Source organism: Bacteroides stercoris ATCC 43183, from assembly GCF_025147325.1.
In the GTDB taxonomy this organism is placed as follows: Bacteria; Bacteroidota; Bacteroidia; order Bacteroidales; family Bacteroidaceae; genus Bacteroides; species Bacteroides stercoris.
The window spans coordinates 902,928-919,802 of the sequence record NZ_CP102262.1 but is presented as its reverse complement, the minus strand read 5'-3'; the positions used below and the strand labels follow the sequence as shown (position 1 = coordinate 919,802).

The following is a 16,875-nucleotide window of genomic DNA, read 5'->3' as shown; positions in this document are numbered from 1 at the left end:
CTTTCCAAAAAGAACTAATTATCAAACGTTATGGAACAACAACTGACCATTTACAACACCTTAAATAGAAAAAAGGAGTTATTCGTACCTTTGCATGCTCCTCATGTAGGTATGTATGTCTGCGGACCGACCGTTTACGGTGATGCCCACCTGGGCCACGCACGTCCTGCCATTACTTTCGATTTACTTTTCCGCTATCTTACACACATTGGCTATAAAGTGCGCTATGTCCGCAATATTACCGATGTAGGTCATTTGGAACATGACGCGGACGACGGTGAAGACAAAATTGCAAAGAAAGCCCGTTTGGAACAACTGGAGCCCATGGAAGTGGCACAGTATTATATAAACCGTTATCACAAGGCAATGGAAGCATTAAACGTGCTTTCTCCCAGCATCGAACCGCATGCATCGGGACATATCATCGAACAGATAGAGCTCGTAAAAGAGATACTGGAGAACGGCTACGCTTACGAAAGTGAAGGCTCCATTTACTTTGATGTAGCCAAATACAACAAAGACCACCACTACGGCAAACTGTCAGGACGTAATCTGGACGATGTACTAAACACTACGCGTGAGCTGGACGGCCAGGAGGAAAAACACAATCCCGCCGACTTTGCACTGTGGAAACGTGCCCAACCGGAACATATCATGCGCTGGCCAAGCCCATGGAGTGACGGCTTCCCCGGCTGGCACGCCGAATGTACGGCAATGGGAAAGAAATATCTGGGTAAACATTTCGACATTCACGGTGGCGGTATGGACCTTATCTTCCCGCACCACGAATGTGAAATTGCACAATCCGTAGCATCACAAGGCGATGACATGGTGCATTACTGGATGCATAACAACATGATAACCATCAACGGACAGAAAATGGGTAAAAGCCTCGGCAACTTCATCACATTGGATGAGTTCTTCACCGGCTCCAACAAAACGCTGACACAGGCTTACAGCCCGATGACCATCCGTTTCTTCATTCTCCAGGCCCACTATCGCAGTACGGTAGATTTCAGCAATGAAGCTCTGCAAGCTGCAGAAAAAGGTCTGGCAAGGCTTATGGATGCTGTACACGGACTGGAGAAGATTGTTCCAGGCAAAGCTTCTACGGTAAACGTGAAAACATTACGTGCCGAATGCTATGAAGCCATGAACGATGATTTGAATTCTCCGATTGTAATAGCCCATCTCTTCGATGGTGCCAGAATGATAAACAATATCATTGCAGGCAATGACACCATTACAGCCGAAGACCTGAAAGAGCTGAAAGAGACCTTCCATCTCTTCTGTTTCGATATATTGGGACTGAAAGAGGAGAACACCTCCAATGAAGAACGCGAAGCCGCTTTCGGTAAAGTTGTAGACATGTTGCTGGCAGAGCGTATAAAAGCCAAAGCCAACAAGGACTGGGCTACTTCCGATAAAATCCGTGATGAACTGACTGCATTAGGCTTTGCCATCAAGGACACCAAGGACGGATGTGAGTGGAAATTAAACAAGTAAACTCAAAACGGTTATAACCGTTTCCTATAAACGAAAGAAAGAGGTGCATCATATCCTCCAAAAAATTACCCCTGCTACATATGATTGTGGCAGGGGTAATTCAGTTTAGAAACAACAATTTTTATTTATCGTACGGTATCATGTCGGACAAGATGCGCTCTCTGTACCAGGGATCGTCAATCTCCTTCAAGACTTTTCCCATCTCTGCACACAGCTCATCTACTATTTCCTTATTCTCCTCTAACGGAAGATTATTCATCTGATACGGATCTTTTTCGTCGTCAAACAAGAAACTCTTTACAAGCTTGTGATTATCACGGTCTACATAAAGAGCCAATGTGTAACGGGCCGATTTAAAACCGCGTGACGATGGAAAATAGGAACGGACCTTACCGTCTTCATCTTTCTTACCGTCTACGTTCTGAATATAAAGAGCTCCTGCAGGACGCACTATATCAGCTTTTTCATTAAAGAACAGCGGAGCATAATTGTGTCCCTGCACATTTGCCGGAATAGAATCGGAAAGACCCGCCAACCCCAACAAAGTAGGCATAATATCCGGAGAAGAAAGCATCAAATCATCCAGACGGGGTTGAATCTTGTCGGGGAAGCGAACCAGGAAAGGCACATTCATCGACTCGGAGAAAGGAGAATTCTTCGGATCGTCCGTGTGCTGGCTGCACATAGTCTCACCATGGTCGGAAGAGAAGACCACGATTGTGTTTTTATCCAATCCCAGTTCTTTCAACGCATCGAGTATCTGCCCGAAAGCACGGTCAACACCTGTAACGGAAGCGAAATAGTAACGTACACTCTCCGCCTTTGCCATTTTAGAATCGGCATTGGGGCGAACCAGCAGGCTGTCCAACGGCTGATCCTTGTATAAGTTGAAGTCCTGTTCCATACAGTCGTCCAACGAACGATAGGGACTATGCGGCGGATTCATGCCGACCATGATAAAGAACGGTTTCTTCGGGTCACGTACATTTCCCTCATTCTTCAGATAAGAAATAACTTTACCTGACTCATGCAGCGGAGACCATTCGCGCGGATCATGCCGTTTACCGTCCGTATCCCAATAATGCGGATTCTTATGTTCATCAAAAGTTCCGTAAGCATACCAATAGTTAAATCCGTGACGACGGTCTTTCGGTGTATAAGCATCCCATGCTGGTATGCGGTCTTCCACATATTTTCCCGGACGCTGGGGGTCATTGGGGGTCGGGAAGTCTGCATGCAGTTTACCGAAATAAGCACAGTCGTATCCCGCATTGCTGAATACATCGCTCACACAGTCTACATCTTCACGCAACGAACTGATAGGACGGTTCGAATTGCAGTTCAAAGGAATGCCACTCTTGTTGGGATACATGCCTGTCAGTAACGAACCCCGGTGAGGACTGCTCAACGGGCAATTGCTCATGGCAGAGGTCAGTACCAAAGACTCTCTCGCAAAATCATTCAGACGAGGAGTATGCACCGGATCATTCCGGAAATTCACTTTCTCCCGAAAACTCTCCTGCCCCCAGAACTCCATTGCCTGATTGCGGAACTGGTCGGGAAAAACATAAATAACATTCGGCTGTTGGGCCTGCTCTGCCTGCGGAGTTTTACAACCCTGCAAGGCGAACAAGCCTAAACCACCTAACAATATATTCAATTGACTTTTCATTTTTCCAAATCTCTTTTACGCTTCAAAGCTTCCAGGAAATAATAATCGGCATAGTTCAGCGGAACATCGATTTCAGCACCGTGAGGAATACTGCCGACCGAGTGCATCAGGATAAAGTTCCCGTTTGTCCCTACCTCTGCACGATAAGCCGGAGAAGCAAGACTTTCCATAATTCTGTCAGCCGTTTCCTTATACCCCTTATCGGTAACATAGGTACTCAGTTCATAGAGGGCAGAAGCTGTACATGCTGCGGCAGAAGCGTCACGAGGCTCGTTCGGAATCTTCGGAGCATCGAAGTCCCAGTAAGGAACCAAATCTTCGGGAAGGTTCTTGTTTCCGAAAATAAAGTTATACACCTTTTCTGCCTGTGCCAGATATTTGGCATCATGAGTATACCGATAACACATTGTATAACCGTACAAAGCCCATGCCTGTCCGCGAGCCCAAGACGATTCATCGGCGTAGCCCTGCGCTGTTTGTTTTTTGCGCACCTCACCAATCTCTGGATCATAATCCACCACGTGGTAACAACTGTTGTCCGCACGGAAGTGGTTGGCCATAGTCGTGTCGGCATGTTTCTTAGCCACATTATAGAAAGTAGAGTCGCCCGAAAGTTTAGTGGCTTCGAACAGCAGCTCCAAATTCATCATATTGTCAATGATAACCGGACATTTCCATCCGCGTTCGGCCTGCCAGCCTTTGTCGGCATCCCAAGACTGGATAACGCCTGCACCCGGACGAAAACGGGTAGACAATGATTTAGCGGTCTGGATAATTACGGGCTTGTACTCTTCCTTATTGGCAAAACGATACCCGTTCAGATAGCTGGAACCAATCATAAAGCCTACATCATGATGCCAAGTAAGATATTGTACGGAATCCAATGCTTCAGTATACTTCTCTGCCAGCGGTAACCACTTTTTATCACCGGTCAGTTCGTACGTATACCAAATATTACCGGGAAAGAAACCAGAGCACCAGTCGTCGATAGGAACGTAGTGAATGCTACCATCCTTATTAATGGTACGCGGATTAAGAATTTTGCCAGATTTTTCGATAATGTCTGTCTGAAGTGTTTCCTGTGCCACCGCATTATCAATATTCTCCTGAATGAAATCATTTGCAGTCTTTTTTTGTCCTGCACAACCTGCTAAAACAAGAAGGAAAATACCCAATGTAGTAAGAGTCGTTTTCATAATAAGGGATTTATTTATTAATTATGTCTATTTTTTCGAAGACAAAAGTAGTGCATGCTTTCGAAAATAACCCACCTAAATTATCCAATTAAAAGCTAAAATATTACATTTGTGTCCAAAACATCAGATTTCTCCTTAATATTAATCATTTATTACCAAACGACATGACGCCGCAAGAATTTTTCAAGAAAGACTGTTTTGCCGATAAAGCAGGTGTAGAACTGATAGAAATAAAAGAAGGATACAGCAAAGCCCGTCTGGTGATTACGGAAACACATCTCAATGCCGGAAATCGCACCCAAGGCGGAGCGCTTTTTACACTGGCCGACCTCGCCTTGGCAGCGGCAGCCAATTCTCACGGCACACTGGCTTTCTCACTGTCTTCCAATATCACTTTCCTGCGTAGCAGCGGTCCGGGCGACATATTATATGCCGAAGCCCGCGAACGGTACATCGGACGTACTACCGGACATTATCAGATTGACATCACCAACCAGAACGGTGAGCTGGTAGCCACATTCGAGTCAAGTATCTTCAGAAAAGGAGACGCACTGCCGTTTACTTTGTAACAACGGAAGTCATCGGGTAACGATTCCCCCTTACACTTTTGAGGAAAGCTTTTGCAGAGCCGAAATTCAAATACATATCCAAACGTATGGGAAGGTGGTTCTTATCATCGGAAACGAAGAAAGTAATCACCTCTTTCTCTTTTCCTTTCTTGTACTCCACGAAAGAGAATACAAGGCAGCGGTAAATTGTATCATTATTCGCTTCTATATCTTCCTTTCCGCGATAAATCAAGGTTTGCTCCTCCACTCTGCGCCCTGTTGCCATAGGGAAAAGTATCTTCTCGCCTATCTTGTAGTCTTTAGGGTTATAAGAACGGGCTTGCGCCAAAATACTCAGCATATCAAAGATACAGCGGCTGTCGCTGTACTCCATCTCCTGCGGTTCACGCACGGGATTATGCCAGGTACGTCTCTGCTTTACGGTAGCTATACCGTCATCATACGAGAACCATGCCTCATCGACCGTATAGCGTTTTCCCTCCTCGGCTGCTTTACGAAAATAAAGCGGTTCCAGTTTATCGCTGACATAGCAAGTCAGCGTATCGCGCATTTTAAAGAAAAAATCCGTTTTCTTGCTACCCACAGAAAGAAGATTGAAACGGTAGGCCGGCTGGAAGCGGTAAGTAGTAGCATTAGTAGTCAAGCTTGCCAGCCCTACTTTCTTCCAGATAAATTTCCAGTTGAAATACAAATCGTACATAACATGTTCGCCCGACTGAAACGCTTCGTTCTTAGCCACGCATTGAGCCTGCACAGGCATTATGCTGCACAGACACAGAAGTCCGGCCAGCAAAAACAATCCTGCAGCCCGCTTCCGTTTAATAACTATATCCCCTACCGCTGTTACGGTTGCTGTTGTTGCGGTTATTCTGGCTTTTCTTCTTTTTCTTGTCTTCATCTGGCTTTTGTTTTTTCAGTTCATCCGGTTTTTGCTTATCCAACGGTTTTTCTTTTACGTTCCAGTCCTGAATCAAATCAAAATTGGCCTTAAATTCCAATACCTGCGGATAGTAATAAACCATTTCGGGCTGGCGCCTGGCAGCATAATCACCGGTATCCCATACCCCATTCCCATTTGTATCATTAATGAGCCGGGCTCCATATTTACCCGGATTCAAATAATAAAAATCCGCTTTTCCTTCTACAACCGGAACAGTACGTACCACCTTGTCCTGAGCATCCAGCAATTCTACAAATGCTGTAGAATCAGCTCCGGTAATGTTGAAAAATATCTGTCCGTACTCTTCCAGTTTCTTTACAGTAAACTCCTTCTTCACTTTATCGGTAAACAAACCGTACAACCCGTGAAAAGCGGTCGAGTCCACTTCAAAAACGTAACTTTCACCCGGTTTCCAGTCTGCATACAGATTGTAACGTTTCAAATCCAACGAATCCCGCATAAAGTCAAACGGCACATCCTGCCATAGTGTATCGACCTTCTGCCTTACATGCAAGGCAGTATCATTAAAGCCGGCTATCGGTTCCGTAAAGCTCAATGTGATATAGTCGTATACATCCATTGCCGAAGGCGCATACACATCCATTGCAAGGAAAGGAGTCGGTTCCGGCTCTTCTTCACCCTTTTTCCTTCTTTTCTTCTTCTCCTTCTCGGCTTTTTCCTTCTCTTCCAGTTTCTTTTCCTGCAGTTTCTGCCAGCTTACCTTCGATACAATTCTCAAAGTATCTGTCCGGGGAACCAACTGATTCAAAGTATCTGTATACAAATAACTCAAGCTCATCCTCAATGTATCTTGCTGATAAAGCAAAGAATCTTTTATCCAATAGTGAATCGTGTCGTTCCTCCCGGTTGTCTGCTCAATGACAAAAGCATCCTTTTCATCGAAATTCAACCCTTTCATCAGCGGCAGACTGTCGGCAGGAGCCGTAAAATAAAAAGAGAATTTTTCCGGAGTAAGACGTTCCGTTTTCATAAGACGCTGCGAGAAAGTTTTTTCCTTGAAACTGCGCAACAGCACATCATCCGGCAGGAAATGGGTATATTGTCTCTCTACAATCGTATCTACGGTCAAAGAGTCTCTCCACAAGGTATCCTGGCGCATACGCCTTTCCATGGAAGGGATAATAACGGAGTCATTAAAAGCTATGACCTCCGTAGGCTGGGAAAATTTAAAATTCTGGTCGGCATCCATTAAAGCATAAATACGATATTTGCCAGGAGAGACTCCACGAATGGAAAACTGTCCACGGCTATCCGTACGGCCTACAAGGTCGAAAGGCAACGTGGTAAATGCCGAATCGGCTAAATTGGCATGTAATCCTACCAGTACCCCCTTTACCGGTTCCAAATTCGATGCATCAAGCAACGTACCGGCAATGGCCATTGAATCAAGCTCTGCTCCGGTAGAAAATGTATAGGTAAACCCCTGCATCGGGTTTCCTTCATTATTATCCTGAATCGCGTCGGCAAAATCGATAGTATACGTAGTATTAGCCTTTAACGTATCTTGCAGGTTGACCACTACCCTTTTACCGTTTGCCTTTATTTCCGGTTGCTGCACTTGAGGAGGTGAAATAACCACTTTTTCATTGGCTTTCTCCAGTTTGATAAACTCATCGAACTCAATAGAGATTTTACTCTTTTTGTTATGGAGTGCACCCGGCAGGGGAGAACCGGTGACAAAACGAGGCGGTTCCTCATCAATCGGACCACCCTCCAGACGGCCCACACTGGCACAGGAATATAAAACAGCCACACTTACAGCTGCCCCTAACAACCGACGTACAAACGGTTTCATCTTAATATGATGCTTGCAATCTAACATGATGCAAAAATAAAGGTTATCCTGCAATTAGCAGTATGCTTTACAGTATTTTAATCAAAAAACAAATATTTCCTTCAAGTATATATAAAACATAGTTAAAAATGAGGGAAATTCATACCTTATATACGGAGAAAAGAATAATTTTGCGACCGAAAACTAAACATTATAATTTAGTTTTCACCGTTATCCTTCTTCTATGATTTACACACAAAAGCTTCGGATTAACTAGAATAAAATTATACAGAGAATAAAAGAGTATGAAGAGTAGATTAGTATTATTGGCATGTTGCCTGGCACTGCTCAGCAGTTGTGGACAAGGTGACAAAAGCACGGGAAAAGCACCCGAATTTGCAGTGATTACAGTAGAAACAACCACTGCCAACCTGACAAACAGTTATCCGGCTACTATTAAAGGTAAACAAGATGTGGAAATCCGTCCGATGGTAAGCGGTTTCATCACCAAATTACATGTGGACGAGGGTTCCGTCGTACACAAAGGACAAGTATTGTTCAGCATCGACCCTGTACAATACCAGGCTGCAGTAAATTCGGCCAAGGCTGCGGTTGAAACGGCAAAAGCCGCTGTAAACACACAAGAACTTACTGTGAGCAACAAACGCACGCTGAACCAAAAGAACATCATCAGCGATTACGACCTGCAAATGGCTGAAAACCAGTTGGCACAAACCAAAGCACAATTGGCACAAGCGGAAGCGCAACTGATCAATGCTCAAAACAACCTGTCATACACCAGTGTAACAAGCCCCAGCGACGGTATAGTAGGTACTATCCCCTACCGTGTAGGTAGTTTGGTAAGCCCCTCCATGGCCACCCCGTTGACCACAGTTGCCGACATCTCCGAAATGTTCGCTTATTTCTCCATGACCGAAAGACAGCTCCTGTCACTGATACGCGAAGGCGGAAGTACCAAGGATATTCTGGCAAAGATGCCTCAGGTACAACTGCAACTGATTGACGGAACCATGTATGCCGACAGTGGTCGTGTAGAAACCATCAGCGGCGTTATCGACCAGACTACAGGTGCAGTAAACATGCGTGCCCTCTTCCCCAACAAACACAACATTCTGCGTAGCGGCGGTACAGGAAACGTAGTATTCCCCAATCCGATGGAGAATGTAATCATGATTCCTCAATCGGCCACCACAGAAATACAGGACAAGAAATTCGTATTCGTTGCACAACCTGACAACACGCTGAAAAATACCGAAATACAGGTATTCAGCCTGAATGATGGCAAATATTTTTACGTTACAGACGGCTTGAAGGCCGGCGATAAAATCGTGATAGAAGGCGTACAGAACCTGAAAGATGGACAAAGCATCACTCCTATCACTCCTGAAGAGAAAGAGGCTGAATATCAGAAAGCCCTCAAAGACCAAAAAGAAGGTAATATCCAAACTGCGTTCAATTAACATTTAACGCCCCTAATCATTAAGTAACATGAAATTAGATAGATTTATTAATCGTCCGGTACTATCTACGGTAATCTCCATCCTGATAGTAATCCTGGGACTTATTGGTCTGGCAACGCTGCCTATCACCCAATATCCGGACATTGCACCACCGACGGTATCGGTACGCGCCACTTACCAGGGTGCCAACGCCCAAACGGTGTTGAACTCTGTCATTGCGCCGCTGGAAGACCAAATCAACGGTGTGGAGAACATGATGTACATGACTTCCAGTGCATCCAATAACGGTTCCGCCGAAATTTCCATTTACTTCAAACAGGGTACAGACCCTGATATGGCAGCCGTTAACGTACAGAACCGCGTTTCCATGGCTCAGGGTTTGCTACCGGCCGAAGTAACCAAAGTCGGTGTGACTACGCAGAAGCGACAGACATCCATGTTGATGGTATTCTCCATTTACGATGAGAAAGACCAGTACGACATCGAATTCCTTGAGAACTATGCCAACATCAACCTTATTCCGGAAGTAAAGCGTGTAAACGGTGTGGGTGATGCCACCGTGCTCGGTCAGGACTACTCCATGCGTATCTGGCTGAAACCGGATGTAATGGCACAATACAAGTTGATTCCTAACGATGTAGCCGGTGCACTGGCCGAACAAAATATCGAAGCGGCTCCCGGACAGTTTGGTGAACGCGGCAACCAAAGCTTCCAATACACCATCCGCTACAAAGGCCGTCTTCAACAGCCGGAAGAATTTGAGAATATCGTAATCAAAGCCCTTGAGAACGGTGAAGTTCTCCGTTTGAAAGACATTGCCGATATTGAACTCGGACGTCTGTCCTACAACTTCAATAATACGGTAAACGGCCATAAGGCAGTATCCTGTATCGTATACCAGATGGCAGGAACCAATGCTACGCAGACTATCAGTGACCTGGAAGAAGTACTTGGAAAAGCATCCGAAACGCTGCCTTCCGGTTTGAAAATCAATATCGCCCAAAGTGCCAATGACTTTCTGTTCGCTTCTATCCATGAAGTAATCAAAACATTGATTGAGGCGTTCATCCTCGTGTTCATCGTAGTGTATATCTTCCTGCAAGACATGCGCTCTACGCTGATTCCTGCCATTGCCATTCCGGTAGCTTTGATTGCTACTTTCTTCGTACTGCAACTGATCGGCTTCAGTATTAACCTGCTGACACTCTCGGCTATGGTGCTTGCCATCGCAATTGTAGTGGATGACGCCATAGTTGTCGTCGAAGGTGTCCATGCCAAGCTCGACCAGGGATATAAATCGGCACGGACTGCATCTATCGACGCCATGAGCGAGCTGGGCGGCGCTATCATTTCCATTACATTAGTGATGATGTCCGTGTTTGTGCCGGTAAGTTTCATGGGTGGTACAGCCGGTACATTCTACCGCCAGTTCGGTCTTACAATGGCCATCGCCATCGGTTTCTCCGCATTGAACGCCTTGACACTGAGTCCGGCCTTGTGTGCCATCTTCCTGAAACCGCACAACAGTGATGCCACCATGAAAGAACGCATCGGTGTCGCAACTAAAGAGGCACGTAAAATCATGATAGCCCGTTATGTGGATTCTATCGGCAGAATGATGCGTCCCGGCCTTACACTGCTCTTTACTACAATCGCCATTTTGGGTATGATTTTCGGTTTGTTCAACTTTGAGAACCATCCTGTACTCTGTCTGGTAATGATCGTTATCAGCGTATTGGCATTAGCAGGTATGACTACGGATAAGTTCAAACACTCTTTCAACGCATCCTACGACTCCATCCTGGGTAAATACAAGAAACAAGTGCTCCGCTTTATCCAGAAGAAATGGCTCTCCGGCGGTATTGTGGTAGGTTCCATTGTACTGTTGATGGTGTTTATGAACATCACACCGACAGGTATGGTGCCCAACGAAGACACCGGTACCATCATGGGTGTAGTAACGCTTCCTCCCGGTACTTCACAAGAACGTGCCATGGAAGTGCTGAACCGTGTAGACAGTCTCGTTGCAGCCGACCCAGCGGTAGAATCGCGTACGGTAATTTCCGGTTTCAGCTTCATCGGTGGTCAGGGACCTTCCTACGGTTCGCTCATTATCAAGCTGAAAAATTGGGAAGAACGTTCCACTATGCAGAATTCAACGGTAGTTTACGCCACACTTTTCATGCGTGCGCAAAAAATCATCAAGGAAGCACAGGTACTGTTCTTTGCTCCGCCTATGATTCCGGGTTATTCGGCATCCAGCGATATCGAACTGAACATGCAGGATAAAACCGGTGGCGACCTGAACCACTTCTTCGATGTAGTGAACGACTATACTGCCGCACTGGAAGCACGTCCGGAAATCAACTCCGCAAAGACCAGTTTCAACCCTAACTTCCCGCAATATATGTTGGATATTGATGCTGCTGCCTGTAAGAAAGCAGGTCTCAGCCCAAGCGACATCCTCAGCACCATGCAGGGATATTTCGGTGGACTTTACGCTTCTAACTTCAACAGCTTCGGTAAAATGTACCGTGTCATGATTCAGGCAGAACCGAATGCAACCAAAAATCTGGAATCACTCTCCAGCATCAAGGTACGTAACGGCAATGAGATGGCTCCCATCACCCAGTTCGTATCCGTCAAGAAGGTATACGGTCCGGATATCATCAGCCGTTTCAACCTTTACACATCCATGAAAGTGATGGTGGCTCCCGCCAGCGGTTATACATCCGGTCAGGCACTTGCTGCCATTGCAGAAGTGGCCAAAGAGAACCTGCCTGCCGGTTTTGCCTACGAACTCGGCGGTATGGCACGTGAGGAAGCCGAAACCAGCGGTAGCACAACCGGTTTGATTTTTGTGCTCTGTTTCGTATTCGTTTACCTGTTGTTGAGTGCGCAATATGAAAGTTATATTCTTCCGCTCTCCGTATTGCTCTCCGTACCATTCGGATTGTTGGGTAGCTTCCTGTTTGTCAGCGGTATCGGTTCATTGGGTAACATTCCTGCATTGAAAATGATTTTGGGAACCATGTCTAACGACATCTACATGCAGATTGCACTTATCATGCTGATGGGTCTGTTGGCCAAGAACGCCATCCTGATCGTAGAGTTCGCCCTCGACCGCCGCAAAATGGGTATGAGCATTACATGGGCTGCCGTGCTGGGTGCCGCCGCCCGTCTGCGTCCTATCCTGATGACTTCTCTGGCAATGATTGTCGGTCTGCTCCCGTTGATGTTTGCTTCCGGTGCAGGAGCCAACGGTAACCGTACACTGGGAACTTCGGCTATCGGCGGTATGTTAATCGGTATGATTCTGCAGATATTCATCGTACCTGCCCTGTTCGTTGCTTTCCAATATCTCCAGGAGAAGGTTAAACCGATGGAATGGGAAGATGTGGATAACTCGGATGCAGAACCTGAGATTGAACAATATACAAAATAGTGATTAGCGTTTAACGATTAATGGATAGTGGACATCCACAAGCAAAATACTAATTATTAAACACTAACCGCTAAACACTAAAATATAGTTTATCATGAAGAAAATAATAATTCTGATGTGCGCAACTGCTTTATTGAGCAGTTGCCATATCTACAAATCATACGACAGACCCGAAGATATTACAGTAGAAGGCCTATATCGGGACACCATTGCCGGTGGCGATACACTTGCCGCAGATACTGCCAATTTCGGTAATCTGCCCTGGAAAGAAGTGTTTACGGATGCACAGTTACAGACACTTATCGAACAGGCATTGACCAACAATGCCGACCTTCGCAGTGCTGCACTCACCGTAAAGCAGGCTCAGGCAGCACTGATGTCCGCACGTCTGGCTTATGCTCCCATGCTGGCTCTCTCTCCGCAAGGAACGGTAAGCAGCTTCGACAAAGGTAAAGCCACACAGACGTATTCGCTTCCTGTGACGGCAAGCTGGCAGATAGATCTGTTCGGTCAGTTGCTGAACCCCAAGCGTAAGGCTCAAGTCTCACTGAAACAGACACAGTTCTATGAACAGGCTGTACAGACACAAGTGATTGCAAACGTAGCCAATATGTACTATACGCTGCTAATGCTCGACCGCCAGTTGCAAATAAGCGAAAGCACCTGTGACATCCTGAAACGCAACCTTGAAACCGTAGAAGCAATGAAAGAGGCTGCTATGGCTAACAGTGCAGCCGTAGAGCAAAGCCGCACCGCCTATGCACAAGTACTGGCTTCCCTGCCCGATATCCGCCAAAGCATCCGTGAAACGGAAAACGCACTATGCCTGATGCTGAACCAACCCGCACAGAGCATTGCACGTGGTACATTGGAACAGCAGCAGTTACCTGCCGAATTCTCTACCGGTATTCCTTTGCAACTGCTGTCCAACCGTCCCGATGTAAAAGCTGCTGAAATGTCACTGGCAGCAAGCTACTACGACACCAACAGCGCACGTGCAGCCTTCTATCCGCAAATCACCTTAAGCGGTTCTGCCGGATGGACCAACAGTGCAGGTTCCGCTATTATCAATCCAGGAAAGCTGCTGGCATCCGCTATCGGTTCGCTCACACAACCTCTGTTCTACCGCGGTGCCAACATTGCCCGGTTGAAACAAGCAAAGGCACAGGAAGAGCAAGCCAAAATCCAGTTCCAGACCACACTGCTCAAGGCCGGAAATGAAGTAAGCAATGCTTTGTATCAATATCAAATGACCTCGGACAAAGCCATTTCACGTGAAATTCAAGTGAATTCTGCCCGTAAAGCTGCGGAAGATACAAAAGAATTGTTTAACTTAGGCACGTCAACCTATTTGGAAGTCTTGTCCGCCGAACAGTCTTACCTCAGCGCACAGCTTTCGGAAGTGGCCGACACCTTCGACCGCATGCAGTCTGTAATCAGCCTGTATCAAGCATTGGGCGGAGGAAGAGAATAATATCAGTTACGGGTTATGGGTTATAAGTTATTTTTGACGGCTCATCTCCCATAACTCATAACTTATAATTTATAACTCATAACTAATTACTATGATTAGTCCATTAGCATCTGTAGATTCTACCGCAAAAATCGGTAAGAATGTAACCATTCAGCCTTTCGCTTACATCGAAGGAGATGTGGAAATCGGTGACGACTGTGTGATTATGTCAAATGCAAGTATCCTCAAGGGTACGCGTTTAGGTAAAGGAAATAAAGTACACCATGGTGCCGTACTGGGTAGTGAACCGCAAGATTTTCATTACACAGGCGAAGCAAGTCGGTTGATTATCGGTGACAACAACGACATTCGTGAAAATGTGGTTATCAGCCGTGCCACGCACGAAAGCGGATGTACGCGCATTGGCGATAGTAACTATCTAATGGACGGTGTTCACCTCTGCCACGACGTACAAGTAGGCAATCACTGTGTACTGGGAATTAAGAGCACGGTGGCTGGCGACTGCCACATAGACGACTGTACAATCCTGAGCAGTAATGTTATCCTACATCAGAATTGCCACATAGGCAGTTGGGTATTGATTCAGGCAGGTTGCCGCATCTCAAAAGATGTACCGCCTTATGTTATAATGAACGGCAATCCGGCAGAATATCACGGTATCAATGCGGTGGTACTCCAGCATAAGCATCAGGTTACCGAGCGTATTCTGCGCCATATAGTCAATGCTTACCGCCTGGTATATCAAGGGAATTTCAGCATACAGGACGCTTTACAGAAGATTGAAGATCAGGTTCCGATGAGTGATGAGATACATAATATCATCAACTTTATCCGTAACTCAAAAGGTATTGTAAAGTAAACCTCGGCATATAAGAAAAAAGGCTTGCAGAAGTCCTGTGAATAAGACATCTGCAAGCCTATATTTTATATACCGGTTTTATTACTATTCAGAGTATTATAACCCTCGTACCTACTTGAAACGCAACATCCCAAAAAATTCCGGACAATGGAAGTTCGGCTTTTCCAAATCAATGGGATTCCATGACAGGAAATGAGGAGTCTGCAACTTATCACCGCATTTATAGAAATTGGCACGAATGGCCTTACCGTCCAATGAGGTGATATTATGCATAAAGAAAGCGGAATAAGGTATCACCAAAGCCACTTCCCAACTGCAATCTCCTATCCGTTCCTCAAAATCTTCCTGCCCCAAAGAAGACCAACGCTGCACTTTATCAAGCACTTCCTGCGGTGCATGTTGACGGTTGGAGCGTCCTGCTCCCGCACCGATAAGCAATCTTCCAACACAGTTACATTCCATATTATAATATACTCCGTCTCCGGCAGGAATAGAAAAGAACTCCACACAGGCATCTTCCCAAACCGGCCCGTTGTCTTTGCCCGCTACTGCGCGTACGCTGGCTTCTTTCACTTTATAATGAATCAGGATAGCGTTGTCCGTATAAGCAATACGGAACTTTACGTCCGGACAGTATGGATATGCCGCCCAATTCACTGTATTAACCGGCTGAAAAGCCACTTTTTCTTCATCCAAAAGAGCAGGCACCGCTTCTACCGGTATATTTGCCATACTCACTTTCTTGACATCCAGTTCTTTCATCATCTTATTTTTAGGAGTTAATGCGAATAAGGGTAAGACACAGCAACCCATCATCGCCGCCATTATACACCTTTTCAAATGCATGAAGCTATGAATTTCTGCATTTCCGGAGTATGTTCTTCTACGCTTTGAAGCAGTTTGAATTGAGCCTTTGTGCGCACCAGGTTATGTTCCGGATATTGAATTTTATAATAAGTATCGCCATTGATATAGTCGGCCAGGAAACGCACGCACTGCATATAAGGGAACAGAGCAGCCGCATAGGGCAGGTTCTCTATCTCTACCGGCAGCAGGAAAGATTTGGCCGATTCCAGATAGCCTTTTGTGAATGCCTTGAATATTTCCATATTGAAATTCACATTCGCAAGGTCTTTATCATCTTCCAAACCGGTATTGGCTCCCGAACGCAGGAAATCGCCAAAGTCGGAAAAGACGAAACTGGGCATTACGGTATCGAGGTCGATGACACAAAGTACATTGCCACTTTCGTCAAACATCATATTATTGACTTTCGTATCACAATGGCAAACCCGCTTAGGTAACTTGCCTTCACGATGCAGGCGCTCCGCTTTGCACATTTCTTCTGCACGGCGCTCTATCTCATCCAGAAAATACCGTACTTCCTTTACACGTCCGGCAGCATCGGCCGCCACGGCATCGCGAAGCTGTTTCAAACGGAATTCCATATTATGGAAGTCGGGAATCGTCTCGCCCAGTTTATCGGGAATATCGGCAAGCATTGCCTGGAAATTACCGAAAGCTACGCCTGCATAATACGAATATTCGGGGTTAACCGTTTCGTAGGTCCTTGCATTGGGAATAAACGCCATGACACGCCAATAACTCTCACCATCATGCCAATAAGTCTTTCCTGTATCGGCAGGAAAGAAATGCAGCACCTTACGTTCAATGTCTTTCTCGCCTTTCTCTTCCAGTTTCTTACGGATATGAGTGGTTACGGCATTGATATTGGCCTGCAACATTTCTACGTTTTGGAAAATGGCATGATTGATACGCTGCAATACATAATCGGGGGCATCAGCCTCGAGAGTGCTTACTTTATAGGTGTCATTAATAAGACCGGCCCCTAAAGGATTGATTTCTTGAACTGTACCCTGCAATTGAAAATGAGATACGATAGATAAAAGGTCTTTCATGATAATAAATAAATTAATT

Annotated in this window: 12 protein-coding genes; 6 read left to right on the top strand and 6 right to left on the bottom strand. The window is 45.7% G+C overall.

All coding sequences use genetic code 11. The features are described from left to right. Positions 1-30: 30 nt before the first annotated feature. On the top strand, positions 31-1,506 hold the full coding sequence (cysS, locus tag NQ565_RS03835; protein ID WP_005655927.1) for a cysteine--tRNA ligase: 1,476 nt from the start codon (positions 31-33) through the stop codon (positions 1,504-1,506). Positions 1,507-1,627: 121 nt separating this feature from the next. On the opposite strand, the gene NQ565_RS03830 is transcribed toward cysS, so the two are convergent. Then, positions 1,628-3,178, bottom strand: a complete 1,551-nt coding sequence (locus tag NQ565_RS03830) for a sulfatase family protein (RefSeq protein ID WP_005655926.1) — start codon at positions 3,176-3,178, stop codon at positions 1,628-1,630. Beyond that, entirely contained in the window at positions 3,175-4,374 is a 1,200-nt protein-coding gene (locus tag NQ565_RS03825) for a glycoside hydrolase family 88 protein (RefSeq protein WP_005655924.1), read from the bottom strand. Before NQ565_RS03825 ends, NQ565_RS03830 begins: the two co-directional genes overlap by 4 nt. A gap of 164 nt (positions 4,375-4,538) precedes the next feature. On the opposite strand from NQ565_RS03825, the gene NQ565_RS03820 reads away from it, so the two are divergent. Further along, positions 4,539-4,943 carry a PaaI family thioesterase gene (locus tag NQ565_RS03820; protein WP_005655923.1) on the top strand — a complete coding sequence of 135 codons (405 nt, stop codon included), beginning with the start codon at positions 4,539-4,541 and terminating at the stop codon, positions 4,941-4,943. On the opposite strand, the gene NQ565_RS03815 is transcribed toward NQ565_RS03820, so the two are convergent. After that, a complete protein-coding gene (locus NQ565_RS03815) occupies positions 4,933-5,841 on the bottom strand; it encodes a DUF3108 domain-containing protein (RefSeq protein ID WP_081448469.1) in 909 nt (302 codons plus the stop codon). The genes NQ565_RS03820 and NQ565_RS03815 overlap by 11 nt on opposite strands. Beyond that, positions 5,762-7,726 (bottom strand): Ig-like domain-containing protein, encoded by a 1,965-nt coding sequence (locus NQ565_RS03810; RefSeq protein WP_005655920.1) that lies wholly within the window; start codon positions 7,724-7,726, stop codon positions 5,762-5,764. Before NQ565_RS03810 ends, NQ565_RS03815 begins: the two co-directional genes overlap by 80 nt. A gap of 257 nt (positions 7,727-7,983) precedes the next feature. On the opposite strand from NQ565_RS03810, the gene NQ565_RS03805 reads away from it, so the two are divergent. The 4 genes from NQ565_RS03805 to lpxA all read left to right on the top strand — a co-directional run bounded on the left by NQ565_RS03805 (position 7,984) and on the right by lpxA (position 14,937). Beyond that, a complete protein-coding gene (locus tag NQ565_RS03805; protein WP_005655919.1) occupies positions 7,984-9,159 on the top strand; it encodes an efflux RND transporter periplasmic adaptor subunit in 1,176 nt (391 codons plus the stop codon). A 28-nt stretch (positions 9,160-9,187) separates the two neighbouring features. Then, positions 9,188-12,604 carry an efflux RND transporter permease subunit gene (locus tag NQ565_RS03800; protein ID WP_005655918.1) on the top strand — a complete coding sequence of 1,139 codons (3,417 nt, stop codon included), beginning with the start codon at positions 9,188-9,190 and terminating at the stop codon, positions 12,602-12,604. Between the two features lie 94 nt (positions 12,605-12,698). Continuing rightward, positions 12,699-14,078, top strand: a complete 1,380-nt coding sequence (locus NQ565_RS03795) for a TolC family protein (protein ID WP_005655916.1) — start codon at positions 12,699-12,701, stop codon at positions 14,076-14,078. A gap of 91 nt (positions 14,079-14,169) precedes the next feature. Continuing rightward, complete coding sequence (gene lpxA / locus NQ565_RS03790) at positions 14,170-14,937, top strand: acyl-ACP--UDP-N-acetylglucosamine O-acyltransferase (RefSeq protein WP_005655915.1); 768 nt, start codon at positions 14,170-14,172, stop codon at positions 14,935-14,937. A 111-nt stretch (positions 14,938-15,048) separates the two neighbouring features. Here the strand turns inward: lpxA and NQ565_RS03785 are convergent, their stop codons facing one another. Both NQ565_RS03785 and NQ565_RS03780 read right to left on the bottom strand, forming a co-directional pair. After that, positions 15,049-15,750: a carbohydrate-binding family 9-like protein gene (locus NQ565_RS03785; protein ID WP_175455998.1), complete on the bottom strand. Its 702-nt coding sequence runs from the start codon at positions 15,748-15,750 to the stop codon at positions 15,049-15,051. A gap of 23 nt (positions 15,751-15,773) precedes the next feature. Beyond that, on the bottom strand, positions 15,774-16,856 hold the full coding sequence (locus NQ565_RS03780; RefSeq protein ID WP_005655911.1) for a phosphotransferase enzyme family protein: 1,083 nt from the start codon (positions 16,854-16,856) through the stop codon (positions 15,774-15,776). Positions 16,857-16,875: the final 19 nt, after the last annotated feature.